General features: G+C 36.9%; 17 protein-coding genes. 13 read left to right on the top strand and 4 right to left on the bottom strand.

Going from position 1 to position 15,473, the window contains the following annotated elements; genetic code table 11:
• Positions 1 to 39: 39 nt before the first annotated feature.
• On the bottom strand, positions 40 to 1,425 hold the full coding sequence (locus ABNX05_RS14635) for a glycine--tRNA ligase (protein ID WP_349660386.1): 1,386 nt from the start codon (positions 1,423 to 1,425) through the stop codon (positions 40 to 42).
• Between the two features lie 456 nt (positions 1,426 to 1,881).
• On the opposite strand from ABNX05_RS14635, the gene ccpN reads away from it, so the two are divergent.
• From ccpN to ABNX05_RS14580, 11 genes are all read left to right on the top strand, one after another.
• Complete coding sequence (ccpN, locus tag ABNX05_RS14630) at positions 1,882 to 2,514, top strand: transcriptional regulator CcpN (protein ID WP_079563877.1); 633 nt, start codon at positions 1,882 to 1,884, stop codon at positions 2,512 to 2,514.
• 19 nt (positions 2,515 to 2,533) lie between these two features.
• Positions 2,534 to 3,346, top strand: a complete 813-nt coding sequence (locus tag ABNX05_RS14625; protein ID WP_349660385.1) for a pyruvate, water dikinase regulatory protein — start codon at positions 2,534 to 2,536, stop codon at positions 3,344 to 3,346.
• Positions 3,347 to 3,553: 207 nt separating this feature from the next.
• Positions 3,554 to 5,386: a DNA primase gene (gene dnaG, locus ABNX05_RS14620; protein WP_349660471.1), complete on the top strand. Its 1,833-nt coding sequence runs from the start codon at positions 3,554 to 3,556 to the stop codon at positions 5,384 to 5,386.
• Between the two features lie 32 nt (positions 5,387 to 5,418).
• Positions 5,419 to 6,546, top strand: coding sequence for an RNA polymerase sigma factor RpoD (rpoD, locus tag ABNX05_RS14615; protein ID WP_079563872.1), 1,128 nt, complete (start codon positions 5,419 to 5,421; stop codon positions 6,544 to 6,546).
• Between the two features lie 250 nt (positions 6,547 to 6,796).
• Entirely contained in the window at positions 6,797 to 7,360 is a 564-nt protein-coding gene (locus tag ABNX05_RS14610; protein ID WP_349660384.1) for a hypothetical protein, read from the top strand.
• Positions 7,361 to 7,858: 498 nt separating this feature from the next.
• The gene (locus tag ABNX05_RS14605) at positions 7,859 to 8,209 is read left to right on the top strand and encodes a c-type cytochrome (RefSeq protein ID WP_349660383.1); all 351 of its coding nucleotides are present in this window, start codon (positions 7,859 to 7,861) and stop codon (positions 8,207 to 8,209) included.
• Positions 8,210 to 8,578: 369 nt separating this feature from the next.
• Entirely contained in the window at positions 8,579 to 9,271 is a 693-nt protein-coding gene (locus tag ABNX05_RS14600; RefSeq protein WP_349660382.1) for a tRNA (adenine(22)-N(1))-methyltransferase, read from the top strand.
• A gap of 1 nt (position 9,272) precedes the next feature.
• Positions 9,273 to 10,394, top strand: a complete 1,122-nt coding sequence (locus ABNX05_RS14595; protein ID WP_349660381.1) for a Nif3-like dinuclear metal center hexameric protein — start codon at positions 9,273 to 9,275, stop codon at positions 10,392 to 10,394.
• A gap of 15 nt (positions 10,395 to 10,409) precedes the next feature.
• Entirely contained in the window at positions 10,410 to 10,634 is a 225-nt protein-coding gene (locus ABNX05_RS14590) for a hypothetical protein (RefSeq protein ID WP_349660380.1), read from the top strand.
• A 112-nt stretch (positions 10,635 to 10,746) separates the two neighbouring features.
• Complete coding sequence (locus ABNX05_RS14585; RefSeq protein ID WP_349660379.1) at positions 10,747 to 10,995, top strand: DUF2164 domain-containing protein; 249 nt, start codon at positions 10,747 to 10,749, stop codon at positions 10,993 to 10,995.
• Between the two features lie 212 nt (positions 10,996 to 11,207).
• Complete coding sequence (locus ABNX05_RS14580; RefSeq protein WP_349660378.1) at positions 11,208 to 11,744, top strand: NADPH-dependent FMN reductase; 537 nt, start codon at positions 11,208 to 11,210, stop codon at positions 11,742 to 11,744.
• A gap of 95 nt (positions 11,745 to 11,839) precedes the next feature.
• On the opposite strand, the gene ABNX05_RS14575 is transcribed toward ABNX05_RS14580, so the two are convergent.
• Positions 11,840 to 12,340 carry an amino acid oxidase gene (locus tag ABNX05_RS14575; protein WP_349660377.1) on the bottom strand — a complete coding sequence of 167 codons (501 nt, stop codon included), beginning with the start codon at positions 12,338 to 12,340 and terminating at the stop codon, positions 11,840 to 11,842.
• A gap of 292 nt (positions 12,341 to 12,632) precedes the next feature.
• Here ABNX05_RS14575 and lepB point away from each other — a divergent pair, with 292 nt between their 5' ends.
• Both lepB and ABNX05_RS14565 read left to right on the top strand, forming a co-directional pair.
• Positions 12,633 to 13,199, top strand: coding sequence for a signal peptidase I (gene lepB / locus ABNX05_RS14570; RefSeq protein ID WP_349660376.1), 567 nt, complete (start codon positions 12,633 to 12,635; stop codon positions 13,197 to 13,199).
• 40 nt (positions 13,200 to 13,239) lie between these two features.
• On the top strand, positions 13,240 to 14,127 hold the full coding sequence (locus tag ABNX05_RS14565; RefSeq protein WP_349660375.1) for a PhzF family phenazine biosynthesis isomerase: 888 nt from the start codon (positions 13,240 to 13,242) through the stop codon (positions 14,125 to 14,127).
• Between the two features lie 64 nt (positions 14,128 to 14,191).
• Here ABNX05_RS14565 and ABNX05_RS14560 read toward each other — a convergent pair whose 3' ends face one another.
• Both ABNX05_RS14560 and ABNX05_RS14555 read right to left on the bottom strand, forming a co-directional pair.
• Positions 14,192 to 14,371, bottom strand: coding sequence for a hypothetical protein (locus tag ABNX05_RS14560; RefSeq protein WP_349660374.1), 180 nt, complete (start codon positions 14,369 to 14,371; stop codon positions 14,192 to 14,194).
• 382 nt (positions 14,372 to 14,753) lie between these two features.
• A complete protein-coding gene (locus tag ABNX05_RS14555; protein ID WP_349660373.1) occupies positions 14,754 to 15,293 on the bottom strand; it encodes a tubby C-terminal domain-like protein in 540 nt (179 codons plus the stop codon).
• Positions 15,294 to 15,473: the final 180 nt, after the last annotated feature.

The following is a 15,473-nucleotide window of genomic DNA, read 5'->3' as shown; positions in this document are numbered from 1 at the left end:
GTCGCTTAAAATGCGACTCCCTCTTTATATCTTGTGAACTTAGAATTGAAGATGTTTTTCAATGTATGCTTTAACTTCTGTAATTGGCATACGAACTTGAGACATTGAGTCGCGGTGACGTACTGTAACTTGACCATCCTCTTTTGAGTCAAAGTCGTAAGTGATACAGAATGGTGTACCAATTTCATCTTGACGACGGTAACGTTTACCAATTGATTGTGACTCGTCAAAGTCAACTGGGAATGATTTACGAAGCTCTGCCCAAACATCAGTAGCCTCATCCGAAAGCTTTTTAGAAAGTGGTAGGACCGCAGCTTTAAATGGCGCTAGAGCAGGGTGGAAGCGTAAAACTGTACGTTTATCGTCGCCTTCAAGCTCTTCCTCGTCATAAGCATCGCAAAGGAATGCTAATGTCACACGGTCTGCACCTAAAGATGGCTCGATGCAATATGGTACATAACGTTCGTTTGATACTGGATCGATGTAAGTGAAATCTTCACCAGAATGCTCCATATGCTGTTTTAAATCGTAATCTGTACGATCCGCTACGCCCCAAAGCTCGCCCCAGCCGAATGGGAATTTGAATTCGATATCAGTTGTAGCATTTGAGTAGTGAGATAATTCGTCTTCTTCATGATCGCGAAGGCGCATAGACTCTTCCTTCATGCCTAAATTTAATAACCAGTTTTTACAAAACTCTTTCCAGTATGCGTGCCATTCAAGATCTTCGCCTGGCTTACAGAAAAATTCAAGTTCCATTTGTTCGAATTCACGTGTACGGAAAGTGAAGTTACCTGGCGTAATTTCGTTACGGAAAGACTTACCGATTTGTGCAATACCGAATGGTGTACGTTTACGCATAGAACGTTGCACATTTTTAAAGTTCACGAAAATACCTTGTGCTGTTTCTGGGCGTAAATAAATTTCGTTAGTAGAAGATTCTGTTACACCTTGGAAAGTTTTAAACATTAAATTAAATTGACGAATATCTGTAAAATCAGCTTTACCGCAATCTGGGCAAACTACGTCATATTTAACCATTGTTTCTTTCATTTGATCAAATGTCATACCATCAACAATGATTTCATCGCCTTTAGCTAGCGCAGCATCCTCGATGATTTTGTCAGCACGATGACGCGCTTTACATGCCTTACAATCGATCATTGGATCATTAAAGTTACCAACGTGACCAGACGCAACCCAAGCTTTTGGATTCATTAAAATTGCAGCATCGATCCCAACGTTGTGCTCTGATTCTTGGACAAATTTTTGCCACCATGCTTTTTTTACATTGTTTTTTAATTCAACACCTAGTGGACCGTAATCCCAAGTGTTTGCTAAGCCTCCGTAGATTTCAGAACCTGGGAAGACAAAGCCGCGATGCTTCGCTAATGATACAATTGTTTCCATTGATTTGTTAGCCATAAAAATAGCCTCCTTTATAGTTTTCAAAGAGTGAACTTTGATTTTGTTTTAGCGTATTTATACAATTGATAAATTCGCTAAATATTTTTAATTTAGGTAAGACTAAATTAAAAATAGCACCCGTCTCCGGGCACGATAAATGCCCAGGGACGAGTGCTAAAACCCGCGGTTCCACCCTGATTGTTTTAAACGAATTGTTTAAAACCTCTTTTCGAAAAGTTAGCTCAAGGAGTGCCTTTTCTCTGTTGCTGTGTAGACTTTCACCATCTTCTACTCGCTTTAAAATGGAACAGATACTTTTTTCCCGTCATCGCCTATATAACGCAAATCACTCGAAAATACATCGAGAACAAGCGTATGTGTCAATATTGTAGCATGTAGTTCTTTTCTTCGCAATAATTATTAAAATAGTATATAATAATTGAGCATAAGTATAACACTATTAGATTTGAGGCGGTGAGTCCAATCGAACTCAATAAACGTCAGGAAGACATTTTACAAATTGTGAAAGAAAACGGCCCTATCACAGGCGAACATATTGCAGAACGTCTCAATCTGACAAGAGCAACTTTAAGACCAGATTTAGCAATACTCACAATGGCAGGCTTTTTAGATGCTAGACCTCGTGTTGGCTATTTCTATTCAGGTAAAAAAACATCCGTTACATTGACGGATAGTATTAACAATTTAAAGGTGAAAGATTTTCATTCAGGACCTGTTGTTGTACCAGAAACAATGACTGTTTATGATGCGATTTGCTTCATGTTTTCTGAGGATGTTGGTACACTATTTGTCGTAGATAAGAATGAATTTTTGACAGGGGTACTTTCTCGTAAAGATTTACTACGTACAAGTATTGGCACGCAGGATTTAAACAAAATTCCTGTACATATAATTATGACACGCATGCCAAATATATCGTACTGTGAAAGATCAGATTCTTTAGTCGTCGCAGCGAATAAACTAATTGATCGAGAAGTTGATTCGCTACCAGTAGTTGAGCCACAAGAAGGTGGATTGACGATTGTTGGACGTCTAACAAAAACGACGATTACACGAGCTTTCTTATCACTTGCACAAAATGACTAAATAGTTGAAGGAGAGCAGTATGAAAAGACTACGGGTTTTTGTTGTATCTGATTCTGTCGGTGAAACTGGTGACCAAGTAGCGAAAGCGGTTATTAGTCAGTTTCGACCTGGTTTGGAAAACACGATAATTCGTCGTTTTCCTCATATACAATCAGAGGAGCTCATTCGTAAAATTGTATGCCTCGCAGCGAAACAGAAGGCATTTATTGTATATACACTAGTTCGACAGGAGATGCGATCGTTATTATGTGAACTGTGTGAGCAAGAAAATGTATATGCCGTCGATATTTTAGGGCCTGCTTTAAAAACAATGGCAACCTTTGTGGAAGAATACCCATTAGAGGCTCCAGGAATTGTTCACCAGCTAGATGATGATTATTTTAAAAAAATAGAGGCTATTGAATTTGCAGTAAAATATGATGATGGTAGAGATCCACGTGGTCTTTTACAGGCTGATATTGTGCTAGTTGGTGTTTCCCGTACCTCTAAAACACCGCTATCACAATATTTAGCACATAAACGATATAAGGTAGCGAACGTGCCCTTAGTACCAGAAGTGGAGCCACCTGAAGAACTTTTAAAAATTGATCCGAAAAAATGTTTTGGTTTAATTATTTCTCCTGATAAATTAAACTCAATTCGAAAAGAGAGATTGATGTCTCTAGGATTGAATGATGATGCTATCTATGCGCAGCATAATCGAATATTAGATGAAATCCAGCATTTTGAAAAAATTGTCTCTAAAATTGGTTGTAAAGTTATTGATGTGACAAACAAAGCTGTTGAAGAAACAGCAAACGTCATTATTGAGCATATTTTAAACTGTAAATAAGAAACGAATGATGATAAACCACCTCGGTTATAAGAGGCGGTTTTTTTGAGTCGGGTTTGAAAATAGTATAGATAAAAACTAATTTATGTTTTATAATAATAAAATTGTGGTAAAAATATTTATTAAGAGAAAAATCCTGTTTTTTTGTCGAGAAATAAAGGATTTTTAAATCGGATAGCGAATTGTGTTTTAGAACGTAATTTAAAGATGGTGATGGATTTGGCAGGGAAGATTCCTGAAGAAGTGATTGAACAGGTTCGCACACAATCGGATATTATTGATGTCATAAGCGAATACATGCAGCTTACTAAGCGTGGGCGCAATTGGTTTGGACTATGTCCTTTTCATGGAGAACAAACGCCATCTTTTTCTGTGTCATCAGACAAACAAATTTTTCATTGCTTCGGTTGTGGTGCGGGTGGTAATGCTGTTACTTTTGTCATGGATATAGAAGGTATTTCTTTTCCTGACGCTGTTGTGAAACTTGGTGAACGTATTGGCATACATTTAGATGTTGGGCCAAGTTTACCAGAAGTAACGAAAAAGGTATCTAAAGCAGAAGAAAGGATGAAAGAAGCACACGCTTTTGCAGCAGATTTTTTTCATCATTTACTGTTAAATACGGAAGATGGTGAAGAACCTTTAAATTATTTGCTAGAAAGAGGATTTACAAGGGAACTTATAGAATCTAATAGCATTGGATGGTCTCTTCCAAGCTTTGATGCATTAACGATATTGCTTGAAAGAAAAGGTTATAACTTACAAGAAATCGCGGAAAGTGGTTTAGTGATTAAGCGTGAAGGGGAAGAACGCTATTTTGATCGTTTTAGAGGGCGTATTATGTTTCCCATCCGTGATGAGAACGGTAAGATTATAGCATTCTCAGGACGAATTCTTACATCGACTGGTGAAGAGGCAAAATATTTAAATAGTCCAGAATCACCGATTTTTCAAAAGAGTGAAGTGCTATATAACCTAGATAAAGCACGAACCTCCATTAGAAAAAATCGTCAAGTAGTATTGATGGAAGGGTTTATGGATGTTTTAGCAGCAACTTCTGTTGGTGTAACGAATGCTGTAGCAACAATGGGCACTTCGCTTACGAATCAGCATATCACAAAGCTAAAGCGCTTAGTAGAGCAGGTTACGGTTTGCTATGACGGTGATAATGCAGGTTTTGATGCGGCAAAAAGAGCGGCACAGTTACTTCAAGTAGAACGTATGAAAGTCAATATTGCAGTGTTACCAGATAAGCTAGATCCCGATGAATACATTCGTAGTTTAGGTGGACAAGCATTTAAAGAACAAATTTTGGAAAACCCTCATGCGTATATTGCTTTTATGATGATGCATGCTAGACGAAATAAGAACTTTCAGTTTGAAAATGATACGCTTCAATATATTCAAGAAGTTCTTGAACAACTGGTAGGTAGATCGTCACCAGTTGAACGAGATTTGTATATAAGACAGCTATCGAATGAGACAAATATCTCGGAAGAAGCGATTTATGCTCAATTCCGAAAGCTAGAGGCAAATCAGGTGCGTTCTACAAAAGTAGAAATGCCAGTTCAGGCGCCTTCGATGCCGGTCGCTCAGCAACATAAGCCTATGGACGCAGCAGAACGTGCAGAACGTTTATTACTGGCTCATATGCTTCATAATATAGATGTAGTGGACAGGGTATTACGTAGTGAGCAAAAAGAACCGTTTGTACGAGATGCCTATTTGGCTGTTTTTGTTCGCTTAGTAGGATTTTATGAGGAATATGGTCATCCTGATTATCAGCGTTTTGTTGAAATATTAGATGACTCTGAATTACGCAAGATAGTAATGGAAGCGGCTTTAACGGAACGGGATCCCGACCAAGCAGAGGCAGAGGTCACAGACTCAATACGTCAGCTGCAAAAATATAGAATTGAGCAAGAAATTCAACAAAAGATGCATGAGTCAAAGGAAGCGGAGAAGATGCACGAGTATGCGCGTGCACTTGAAATCGCCCAACAGATTATTCATTTAAGAAAATCGTTATCGGCGATTTAACCCGATTCGGTTGTTTAGAAGGAGGAAGGTTTATGGCGGACAAGTCAGAACGTTCAAAAGAGGTAGAAGTAGAAATTACATTAGATGAAGCAAAAAAGCTACTACAAGAAAAAGCAAAAACAGAAGGTGAAATTTCAATGAAAGAAATTTCAGAGAAACTTGCGCCTTATGAATTGGAGAACGAAGAGATTTTCCACTTTGCTGAGGATCTTGAAAAGGCAAAAGACATTCAAATCATTGGAAAAGAAGAGTTTGAAGAAGAAAGCTTAATGAAAGAAGAAGCGAACGAAGAGACTTTCGATTTAAATGATTTGAGTGTACCACCGGGTGTTAAAATAAATGACCCTGTACGTATGTATTTAAAAGAAATTGGTCGAGTTGATTTACTTTCTGCCGAGCAAGAAATCGCTCTAGCTGAGCGTATTGAGCAAGGTGATGAAGAAGCACGTAAACGTCTAGCGGAAGCAAACTTACGTCTTGTAGTATCGATTGCAAAGCGATATGTTGGCCGTGGAATGCTATTCCTTGATTTAATTCAAGAGGGGAATATGGGGCTTATCAAGGCTGTTGAGAAGTTTGACTACCGTAAAGGCTTTAAATTCTCTACTTATGCAACATGGTGGATCCGTCAAGCAATTACACGTGCTATTGCGGACCAAGCACGTACAATTCGTATTCCCGTGCATATGGTCGAAACAATAAATAAATTAATTCGAGTACAACGCCAATTACTACAAGACTTAGGTCGCGAACCATCTCCAGAAGAAATTGGGGAAGAAATGGATTTAACACCTGAAAAAGTACGTGAAATTTTAAAAATTGCGCAAGAACCAGTATCTCTTGAAACACCAATTGGAGAAGAAGATGATTCACATTTAGGAGACTTTATTGAGGATTCTGAAGCTCAATCTCCATCTGACCATGCAGCTTATGAATTGTTAAAAGAGCAATTAGAGGATGTGTTAGATACATTAACTGACCGTGAAGAAAATGTACTTCGCTTACGTTTCGGTCTAGATGATGGTCGCACACGTACGTTAGAAGAGGTAGGAAAAGTATTTGGTGTAACACGTGAACGTATTCGCCAAATTGAGGCTAAGGCACTTAGAAAGCTACGCCACCCTTCTCGTAGCAAACGTTTAAAAGATTTCTTAGAATAAAGTTATACAGGCTAGGGCTATCTAATTAGTGATGATTAATTGGATAGCCCTTTTTGTGCTACTATTGAATCAGGAGAATACTCGTATATCCAAAGTCTATCAAAAGAAAATATTGTTTCGAAAATGTTTAAATCATGTACTAGAATGTGACAAACTAAATATTTTTGCTACTTTATATAGATGTGTTCTGCAATGTTTTGAGATAAAATTGGAATAACAACCATATAAAGAAATGTTTGGAGCAAAAATTATGACAAATCCTCGAAAAAAAATAATCTTGAATGAGATTTTGTTTTGGAAGCAAAATAAGCTATTACCAGAACATTACTGTGACTTTTTAGCCGCTCTTTATGCAGAGGGGGAAAATTTAGAGGAGTTAGAACCAGTACATCATAAACAAGCTATTTTGCCTTCTGAAAAGAGAAAGCTGCTACTTGTAATTGCAGGTATATGTATTGCGATGATTACTCTGCTAACTTTTTATTTTACAATACCATCTTTCATGATCATATTAACGGTTGTTGTTGGAATAGCTGCTGTAGCGTTATTTCTGACGGCATTTCGAATGGCACGAAAAAATGATTTATTAGCGCCTGTTTTCCATTTGTTAGCTGCTGTTTTATTGTTCAGTATGTCTATTCGAATTTACACTACATATTTTAACGGAAATAATATCGCATTGTTTTGCTTGATTGCAGCGAACTGTGGGGTTTGGCTTTGGTCCGGTTTAAAAATGAGGCTACTTTATTTCACGGTCTCAGGTGTCCTAGGGTTACTAGCACTGATCAGCTATTATATTATAAATTTATTATAACAACTCATTTTGTAAATTAGTTCGCCGGCAAATGACAAGGATCTGTATGCTTTTATAAAGCTTACAGATTCTTTTTTTGCATCATGATTCTACATATAAGCTTAATTAGTAGCTGTATATTAAAGTGCAGCATATTCATTAGCTAATGAATTATTTCGATAGCAATTTTAAGAAGTTATTTTAATTTTCTTGGTATATGAATGCGCAAATAGAGGAAAGATAACAACGTGTAAGGAATCTTAGTTAAACTTCTTCAGGCCGATTCTGGATGCGATTTTGGAAAGGTATAATTATTTGCTAAAAAGATAATAGTTAGTCCAAATATTGGCGATTTCAAGACATATTTTATCCAATAGATACAGAAATGTCGAATTTGTTACAAACAAAGGAAAACTTAGCGAATGGTCTTTTCGTTTCACGGTTAATGAAGTACAATATTAGATGTTGACTGATTCTATATTATAATAGAAGTAGATTTACAATGAGGAGGGGAAACATATGAAAAACAATCCAGTCGTTCCTTACATCTTAATCCTTGCATTTGGTATTGGTCTTATTTTCTTCATGTCTTTAACAGGTGCAGATAACAAAAAAGAAATTGCTGCTGAAAAAGAGGGCGGTGGCGAAAAGACAGAAGCTACTGATGACGGCTCAGCTTTAGTACAATCTTGTATTGGCTGTCACGCTGCTGACTTAACTGGTTCTGTAGGGCCAAACTTACATGGATTAGATGAGGCTCATATCGTAGACGTTTTAACTAACGGTATCGAAGGCACACCAATGACACCTGGAATGAAAACTGAAGCGGAAGCAAAAGAAATCGCTAAGTACATTTCAACTCTAAAATAGTTTAACTTCATTCAGCGGATGTCCAAACAAGCATCCGCTGAAATATAGGAACTCAGTCTAAGAACGCCACGTCCTGTGGCAACGACTGAGTGACCAACATCGTGTTGGCCTAAAGCCTCTGGCAGATGTCACGGAATCGGAATGGAGTGCTTTGTTCAAGCACAAAGCCAATTCCGGACGCAATTCTGCCGAGGCATAATTGATAAAAGTAGCTGCACTGAAAGCGTTTAATCGTAATTGGTGCAGCTACAATTTATTTATCTTCAATAAAATGGAGTTGCTCAAAATTTTTGAGACAACTCCATTTGTTTTTTTTCTCGACATCATACATACTAAGAATGGAAACTATTGAAGACAGGCGGTAAAAAAATGAATGCACAAAAATTATCAAAACGATTAGAAACAGTAGCAAGCTTTGTTCCCTCAGGCGCAGTTGTAGCTGATATTGGGAGCGACCATGCATATTTACCATGCTACTTAATTCATAAAGGTATTGCTTCTTATGCAGTAGCAGGAGAAGTTGTGAAAGGGCCATTTGAATCAGCAGTAGGACAAGTGCAAAAAGAAGGCTTAACAGAAAAAATTACAGTACGACTTGCGAATGGTTTAGCAGCAGTGGAAGAAACGGACCATGTTGATACTGTTACTATTGCTGGAATGGGCGGTCCTTTGATTGTCTCCATTTTAGAGAAGCATCCTGAAAAATTAAATGGGGTAACAAGGCTTATTTTGCAGCCAAATATTCATGCTAAAGTGATTCGCGAATGGGCATTAGCACATAATTGGGCAATCCAGGACGAAGAGATTTTAGAGGAAGACGAAAAAATTTATGAAATTCTTGTATTGCAAAGAAGCACAATGACGTTAACGGAACCGGAAATTATATTTGGTCCGAGATTAATGCAACGAAAATCACCAGCATTTATTAAAAAATGGGCGCGTGAAAAAGAAAATTGGCAGCGTGTATTACAGTCTATTGAAGGGGCAGATCAAACACCTGAAATTGAAGAAAAACGTGCAGAGTTAGTTGCTTTACTCAATTTAGTGGAAGGGGTTCTGTGAGATGAAAACAGTAAACGGTCAGGAAATTATTCAATTGTTTGAATCATGGTCGCCTAAAAAGCTAGCCTGTATGGAAAATGACCCTATTGGTCTTGCAATTGGCACTTTAAACAAACCTGTAAGTAAAGTATTAGTCACGTTAGATGTTAATGAAGAAGTAGCCGATGAGGCTATTGCTCAAGGATGCGAACTAATCATTGCACATCATCCACCGATTTTTAGACGACTTTCGAATATTCGTACGGACAATCCAGCTGGGCGTTTATATGAAAAGCTAATTAAAAATGATATTGCTGTTTATGCAGCACATACGAATCTAGATGTGGCTGAAGGTGGTGTTAACGATTTACTAGCAGATGCTCTCCAGCTTGAAAACCGTTTTATTCTCGAAGAAACTTATGCGGAAAATATGTTGAAGTTGGCTGTTTTTATACCGACTGCAAATGCCACTGATTTACGTGAGGCATTAGCAAAGGCAGGAGCAGGTCGAATTGGAGATTATGAAGCGTGTAGTTATACTACAATGGGGGAAGGGCGCTTCCGTCCACTAGAAGGTGCAAATCCACATGTAGGTGCTATTGGTGAATTACATGTTGAAGAAGAAGTGAAAATAGAAGTAGTATTTCCGGAATCCGTAAAAAATCGTGTGTTAAAGGCAATGTTAAATGCACATCCATATGAAGAGCCTGCCTATGATCTCATTCGTCTAGACCAGCAAACAAATGTAATGGGCTTAGGGCGAGTTGGTTATTTACCACAAGAAATGACTCTTCACGAATTCACACAATTTGTCAAGGAGCAGCTAGACGTACCTGCTGTACGAGTTGTTGGCGATTTACAGTCGAAAGTGAAAAAAGTTGCGCTTGTCGGAGGCGACGGCAATAAATATATCTATTCTGCGAAACGCGCTGGGGCAGATGTATTTTTAACAGGAGATATGTATTTCCATACTGCCCAGGACGCTCAAGCAATTGGTCTGCAAATCGTAGATCCAGGTCATCATGTGGAGAAGGTGATGATTGCCGGAGTAGCTAAAAAGATGGCAAGAATGTGTGAGGATAAAAAATATTCTGTTGAATTTGTACAATCTACTATTCAAACAGAACCGTTTTTATTCGTGTAAGAGAGGGGAATTTCTGTGGGGAATGAAAGACCTGCTGGCAATAAAGGCGGCAAGTTATGGATCATGATCGGTTTGCTAATTGCTGTGTTTGGGCTAGGCATGACATTTATGACAAATACGATGAATGTCAAAAAAATTGATGCAATGACCGAGCAATGTGAAAAAGATGGCGGCGAAGCCATCGTCTCAAAAGAAAAGAAGTTTCTATCAACAAACTATTCATTTAAATGTAACCAGTAATAATAAAAAGGCTGAATTATAGTTGTAATATAATTCAGTCTTTTTATGCATGGATTAATTTTGGAGTGTTATGATAGGTGAGTATAAATTGTAATGAGAGGAGAGTTTTGGATTGTTTATTCGATTAACAAAAGAACAACAAGAAACAATAATAGCCGATATTCAACGATTTTTTTACAATAATCGAGATGAGGATATTTCTGAATTTGAAGCAGAAAGAGTATTTGATTTTATTAAGGAAAATATTGCTCCGCATATTTATAATGCAGCTATATCGGATACCAAATATGTTGTAGAAAGACAATATGCATCAATTGAGGATGAACTTGCAGCATTAGAAAGACCTATTAAATTAAAATAATTTAGTTCGGATGAAATAATTGGCAATTTTTAAAAATATATGATATTTTTATCTTGGATTAAAGATAATTTAATTCAAAGTAAAAACGGTTTAATTAACTATATGTGTATTGAATAAAGAAATGGATTCCTGTGCAACATGGCTAAGAGAACCGTTTTAATGTAAGTGAATGATTCGGTCACAATTTGAGGGATGGATGAAGGAGGAGTCATATGTTGAAAATTGGGGTTATTTTAGGGAGTACTCGTGAAGGGCGTTTAAGCCCGCAAGTTGGCGAATGGGTAAAGGCAGTAGCAGAAAAGCGTCGTGATGCAGAATATGAAATAATTGATATCGCTAACTTTAAATTACCACTGCTAGGTGAGCCAGGAGGAGATACTTCTGGAGTAGCTGAGTGGTCACAAAGTGTTGGTGCCTGTGATGGGTTTATTTTTATCGTTGGAGAATATAACCATTCCATTACCGGTGCACTAAAAAATGCATTAGACTACTTACGCGTGGAATGGAATAATAAGGCCGCAGGTATTGTTTCTTACGGTTCTGTCGGTGGTGCAAGAGCGGCTGAACATTTACGTGGAATTCTTGGTGAATTATTAGTAGCAGATGTTCGCGTGCATCCCGCTTTATCCTTATTTACTGACTTCGAAAACGGCACGGTCTTTAAACCGAAGGATGTGCAAGCAGATTCAGTAAATCAAATGTTAGATCAGCTTGTTCCTTGGGCAACAGCATTAAAAACGATTCGATAGGGATCTTTAGCAGTATGTACAGTAAAAAGTACATATTGCTTTTTTTTTAACTCTTGATTGTTGTTTTCGATTGGCAAATACATAAAAATCTACCTTTATAACGTTTCAATCTTTTGAAAAATCTCTTTGTATAGGATATCTAACTCTTTTTCATCTTTTAAATAAAAATACCAAGCATCTTCGCGATTTGCATCGATATCAGATATATAAATTGTCGTATGAGAACCATTATTTAATGATTCCCAATGAGCTGTTTCATAGGTAAGCCCTTCGTTTGTGAATGGCAAATTACGTTTTCTTGAATCAAAAAAAATAATAGGCATTTTAGAATCTTTATAAACTTTAACAAATCTATCTTCTGATGCTTCTTCAAACATCACTGGTGTTATCATAACAGCATCAAAATTTGTTGAAATAGTCAATGTATCTTCACTAAATTCATCTAATGAAATTGGTTTGAAATGAATTTTTTCGTTATGTAATTCAGGAATATCACCAACTACTGCAATTTTTAAAGGAGCTCCATCATATTTAACTTCATTATTTGAACACGCAACTAATAAAAACAAACTTACTATAAATAAAATTTTTTTCAAATTTATTAATTCCCCTTTTTTCGTAATTCCGTCCTTTTATTAACTAAAATTGCTTATGTTTCTTTCATTATATATCAACGTACTACAAATATTCCCCAAAAAATTATTGAGCTAATATTTTTCTTAAAGGTGTCGTTGAGGTAAAAGCTTCTGTACTAATCCTGTTTATTAAAAGTAGAATATTTCAGAAACAATCAATGATTTTTAGAATTATGGAACTTTTCAGAATGGTACCCGTCTCCATTAGTGTAATCAAATTGGATTTGAAGGAAAAAGGATTGGAGTGTAAAGTGTGACACAAAAACAAACTAAGAATGAATTTTGGTCATGGTTTAAAGTGATTGGAATAGCAATCATTTTTACAATGAGTGTACGTTATTTTATTCTATCTCCTGTTGTTGTAAAAGGTGCTTCAATGGAGCCGACTTTTGAAACTGGAGATAAAGTTATTGTTAATAAAGTGGGACCACGAATAACCAATTATGACCGCTTCGATGTTATTGTCTTTGAAACAAAAGAAGATAAGCATTATATTAAAAGAATTATCGGTTTACCAGGAGATCATGTAGCCTACAAAGATGACGTTTTATTTATAAACGGGGAAGCTTTTGATGAGCCTTATTTAACAGAATATAAAGAAGGGTTACTTGATAAAGGTGATTTTACATATGATTTCACCCTTGAGGAGCAATTAGAAGAAATGACTGTACCAGAGGGGCATTTTTTCGTTCTTGGGGATAATCGCCGACGAAGTATAGATAGTCGGAGTTCGGATATCGGATTCGTTTCGCAGGATACAATTTTAGGGACAACAGACTTTATATTGTGGCCATTTGAAAGGCTTGGTAGTACACATTAGTTAGTGCGTAGCCTAACTTAAATAAAGGAAGGAAAAGAATATGAAAATGGTTACCGTTGATCATTATGATGCGTTTAGCACGATCCCTAATATGGGGAATCCGGCAGGTGTCGTCGTTGAGGGAAATCAGTATAGTGAAATAGAAATGCAGGCTATTGCTAAACAAATAGGCTTTAACGAAACAGCTTTTGCGCTAAAATCGGATAAAGCCGATTTACGTATACGTTATTTCACACCAGGGCATGAGGTGAATTTATGTGGACACGCAACAATGGCAACGATGTATGCACTAAAAACAAAAGGATTACTAGAAGATAAATCAAAACTAACTATTGAGACGAAGGCAGGAATTCTCGCAATTGAGATAAAAGAACAAAAAGCAGGACGAATTTACATCACTATGCAACATGCAATACCTCAGTTTGAAGCCTTTAACGGTTCAAAATTTAAACTTGCTCAATCAATTGGACTAACAGAGGACGCGATACATCCCGAATTACCGATAGTTTATGGAAGCACAGGAATTTGGACATTGCTAATCCCTATTAAATCATACTTTGACAAAATGACGCCGCATTCTGCAGATTTTCCAGCTATCCTAGAAGAAATGCCAAAAGCATCTTTGCATCCTTTTTGCTTAGAGGCAATTGATAAGAATGCTGATATGCACGCAAGACACTTCTCATCACCTTATTCTGGAACAATTGAAGATATAGCTACAGGTACTGCCTCTGGTGTTATGGGAGCATATTTTGCAAATTATATCAATCGGGAAGCTCAATTGCCAAAAACAATTATTGTAGAACAAGGTCAGGAACTTGGAAAGGATGGGCGTGTGTATGTACATGTAAAAAACGACGAGGGGAAACTGAATATATCGATAACTGGAACTGCTGTACATGTGAAAGAACTACAAGTGCATATTTAAAAAGGGCTGCTTACAGTATTTTTATTGCTTAGGAAGTAGCCCTTTTGGATATGCTTCCACTTCATTAATGTTTTATTTCTTCAATGACTTTCTCTTTTAAATCTGCATCCATAGAGGAAAGTTTAACGTTATTAGTGAGACGTTCTTTTAATTCTCTATCTGTCATAATACCGCGCTCCTCTAGAATTTGAACAAGTAGATCTAGTGTCATTAAATTTTTGATGTCTGCTGCTTTAGTACCCATTTACAATACCCTCCAAAAGTATAGTATTTCTACCTCTTTAGTGTACTCCTCTTTTTGAGGGATGGCATAAAAAGGTCAAAACAAAGCGAATTTATTTCGCGTCCCGGAATATATTGAATGATTCTAGCAGTAGTGGAAGACATACACTGGCTTTTATGAGAAATCAACGACAATTAATTGTAAATGCAATGAAGCTACTTATATAATTTCTACCATCAAAAAAACTCCTTGCAATAGGAGTTTTATCGTCCATATCTATTTAAACCGAATTTTTATGTATATACATTGGTGCGAGGCTTGTTGACACCTAGGAATTTGCGACTGAAACCCCTAGGAAAGTGTCCAATTGGAATGGAACCAAATCACCGTTTTGGTGAGGAGCCTACTTATTACTCATTGAGAATAAAGCCTGATACAGAGTTGCTAGCAAAGCAACAAAGAGCGTATCGTCAGAGTTAAAAAGTTTAAAAGATATCCCAATACGCACAAGTTCAGTTTCTATAGTACTAGCACTTGCGATTTTTTCATCATTACAATACAAATAGGCGGTTGAAGTAAAATCCTTTTCAAAGCGAAAAGCGAGTCCATCCATTGTAAAGGCGTAGGAGGATTCAAGTAATTGAACCGTCTTACGTTGTATCGGTAAAATGGATCCATCTGGCATAATAAGCTGATGGCTAACACCCTTTGTTAATGGTGTAAATTGCACTTGAAAAAGCGGTGCCCCTAAAGTAGTACGAGTTTCATAGCGATGTGGCAATGTCTGCTGTGCAGCAACTAACATTACAGCGTTGATTACTTTTCCAACAGATGAACGTTCAATCTTTTGTAGCAGACAAACCGTCTCATTTTGTTCATTCACAATAGGGATATTTGTAAAGCTTTCGAAAGCTTTTGGATAGGTAAGGGTAAATGTAGTCATAAAAAAAGCCTCCAATCTACTTACTATACGGGGAAGCATAACCCCAGGTTTCACCTTCAACAAAAATTTTGATAGACAGTTAGAGAGAGGAATTACAAATGAATGATAAAATGCGTAAGTTTTTTAGATAAATAAAGTTTAACAATAAAAAAGGCTGACCGATCATGCGAAATTTTCACG

Origin of the sequence: Lysinibacillus zambalensis (assembly GCF_040183165.1) — a bacterium.
Classification (GTDB): Bacteria; Bacillota; Bacilli; order Bacillales_A; family Planococcaceae; genus Lysinibacillus; species Lysinibacillus zambalensis.
This window is presented reverse-complemented; position numbering and strand designations above follow the sequence as displayed.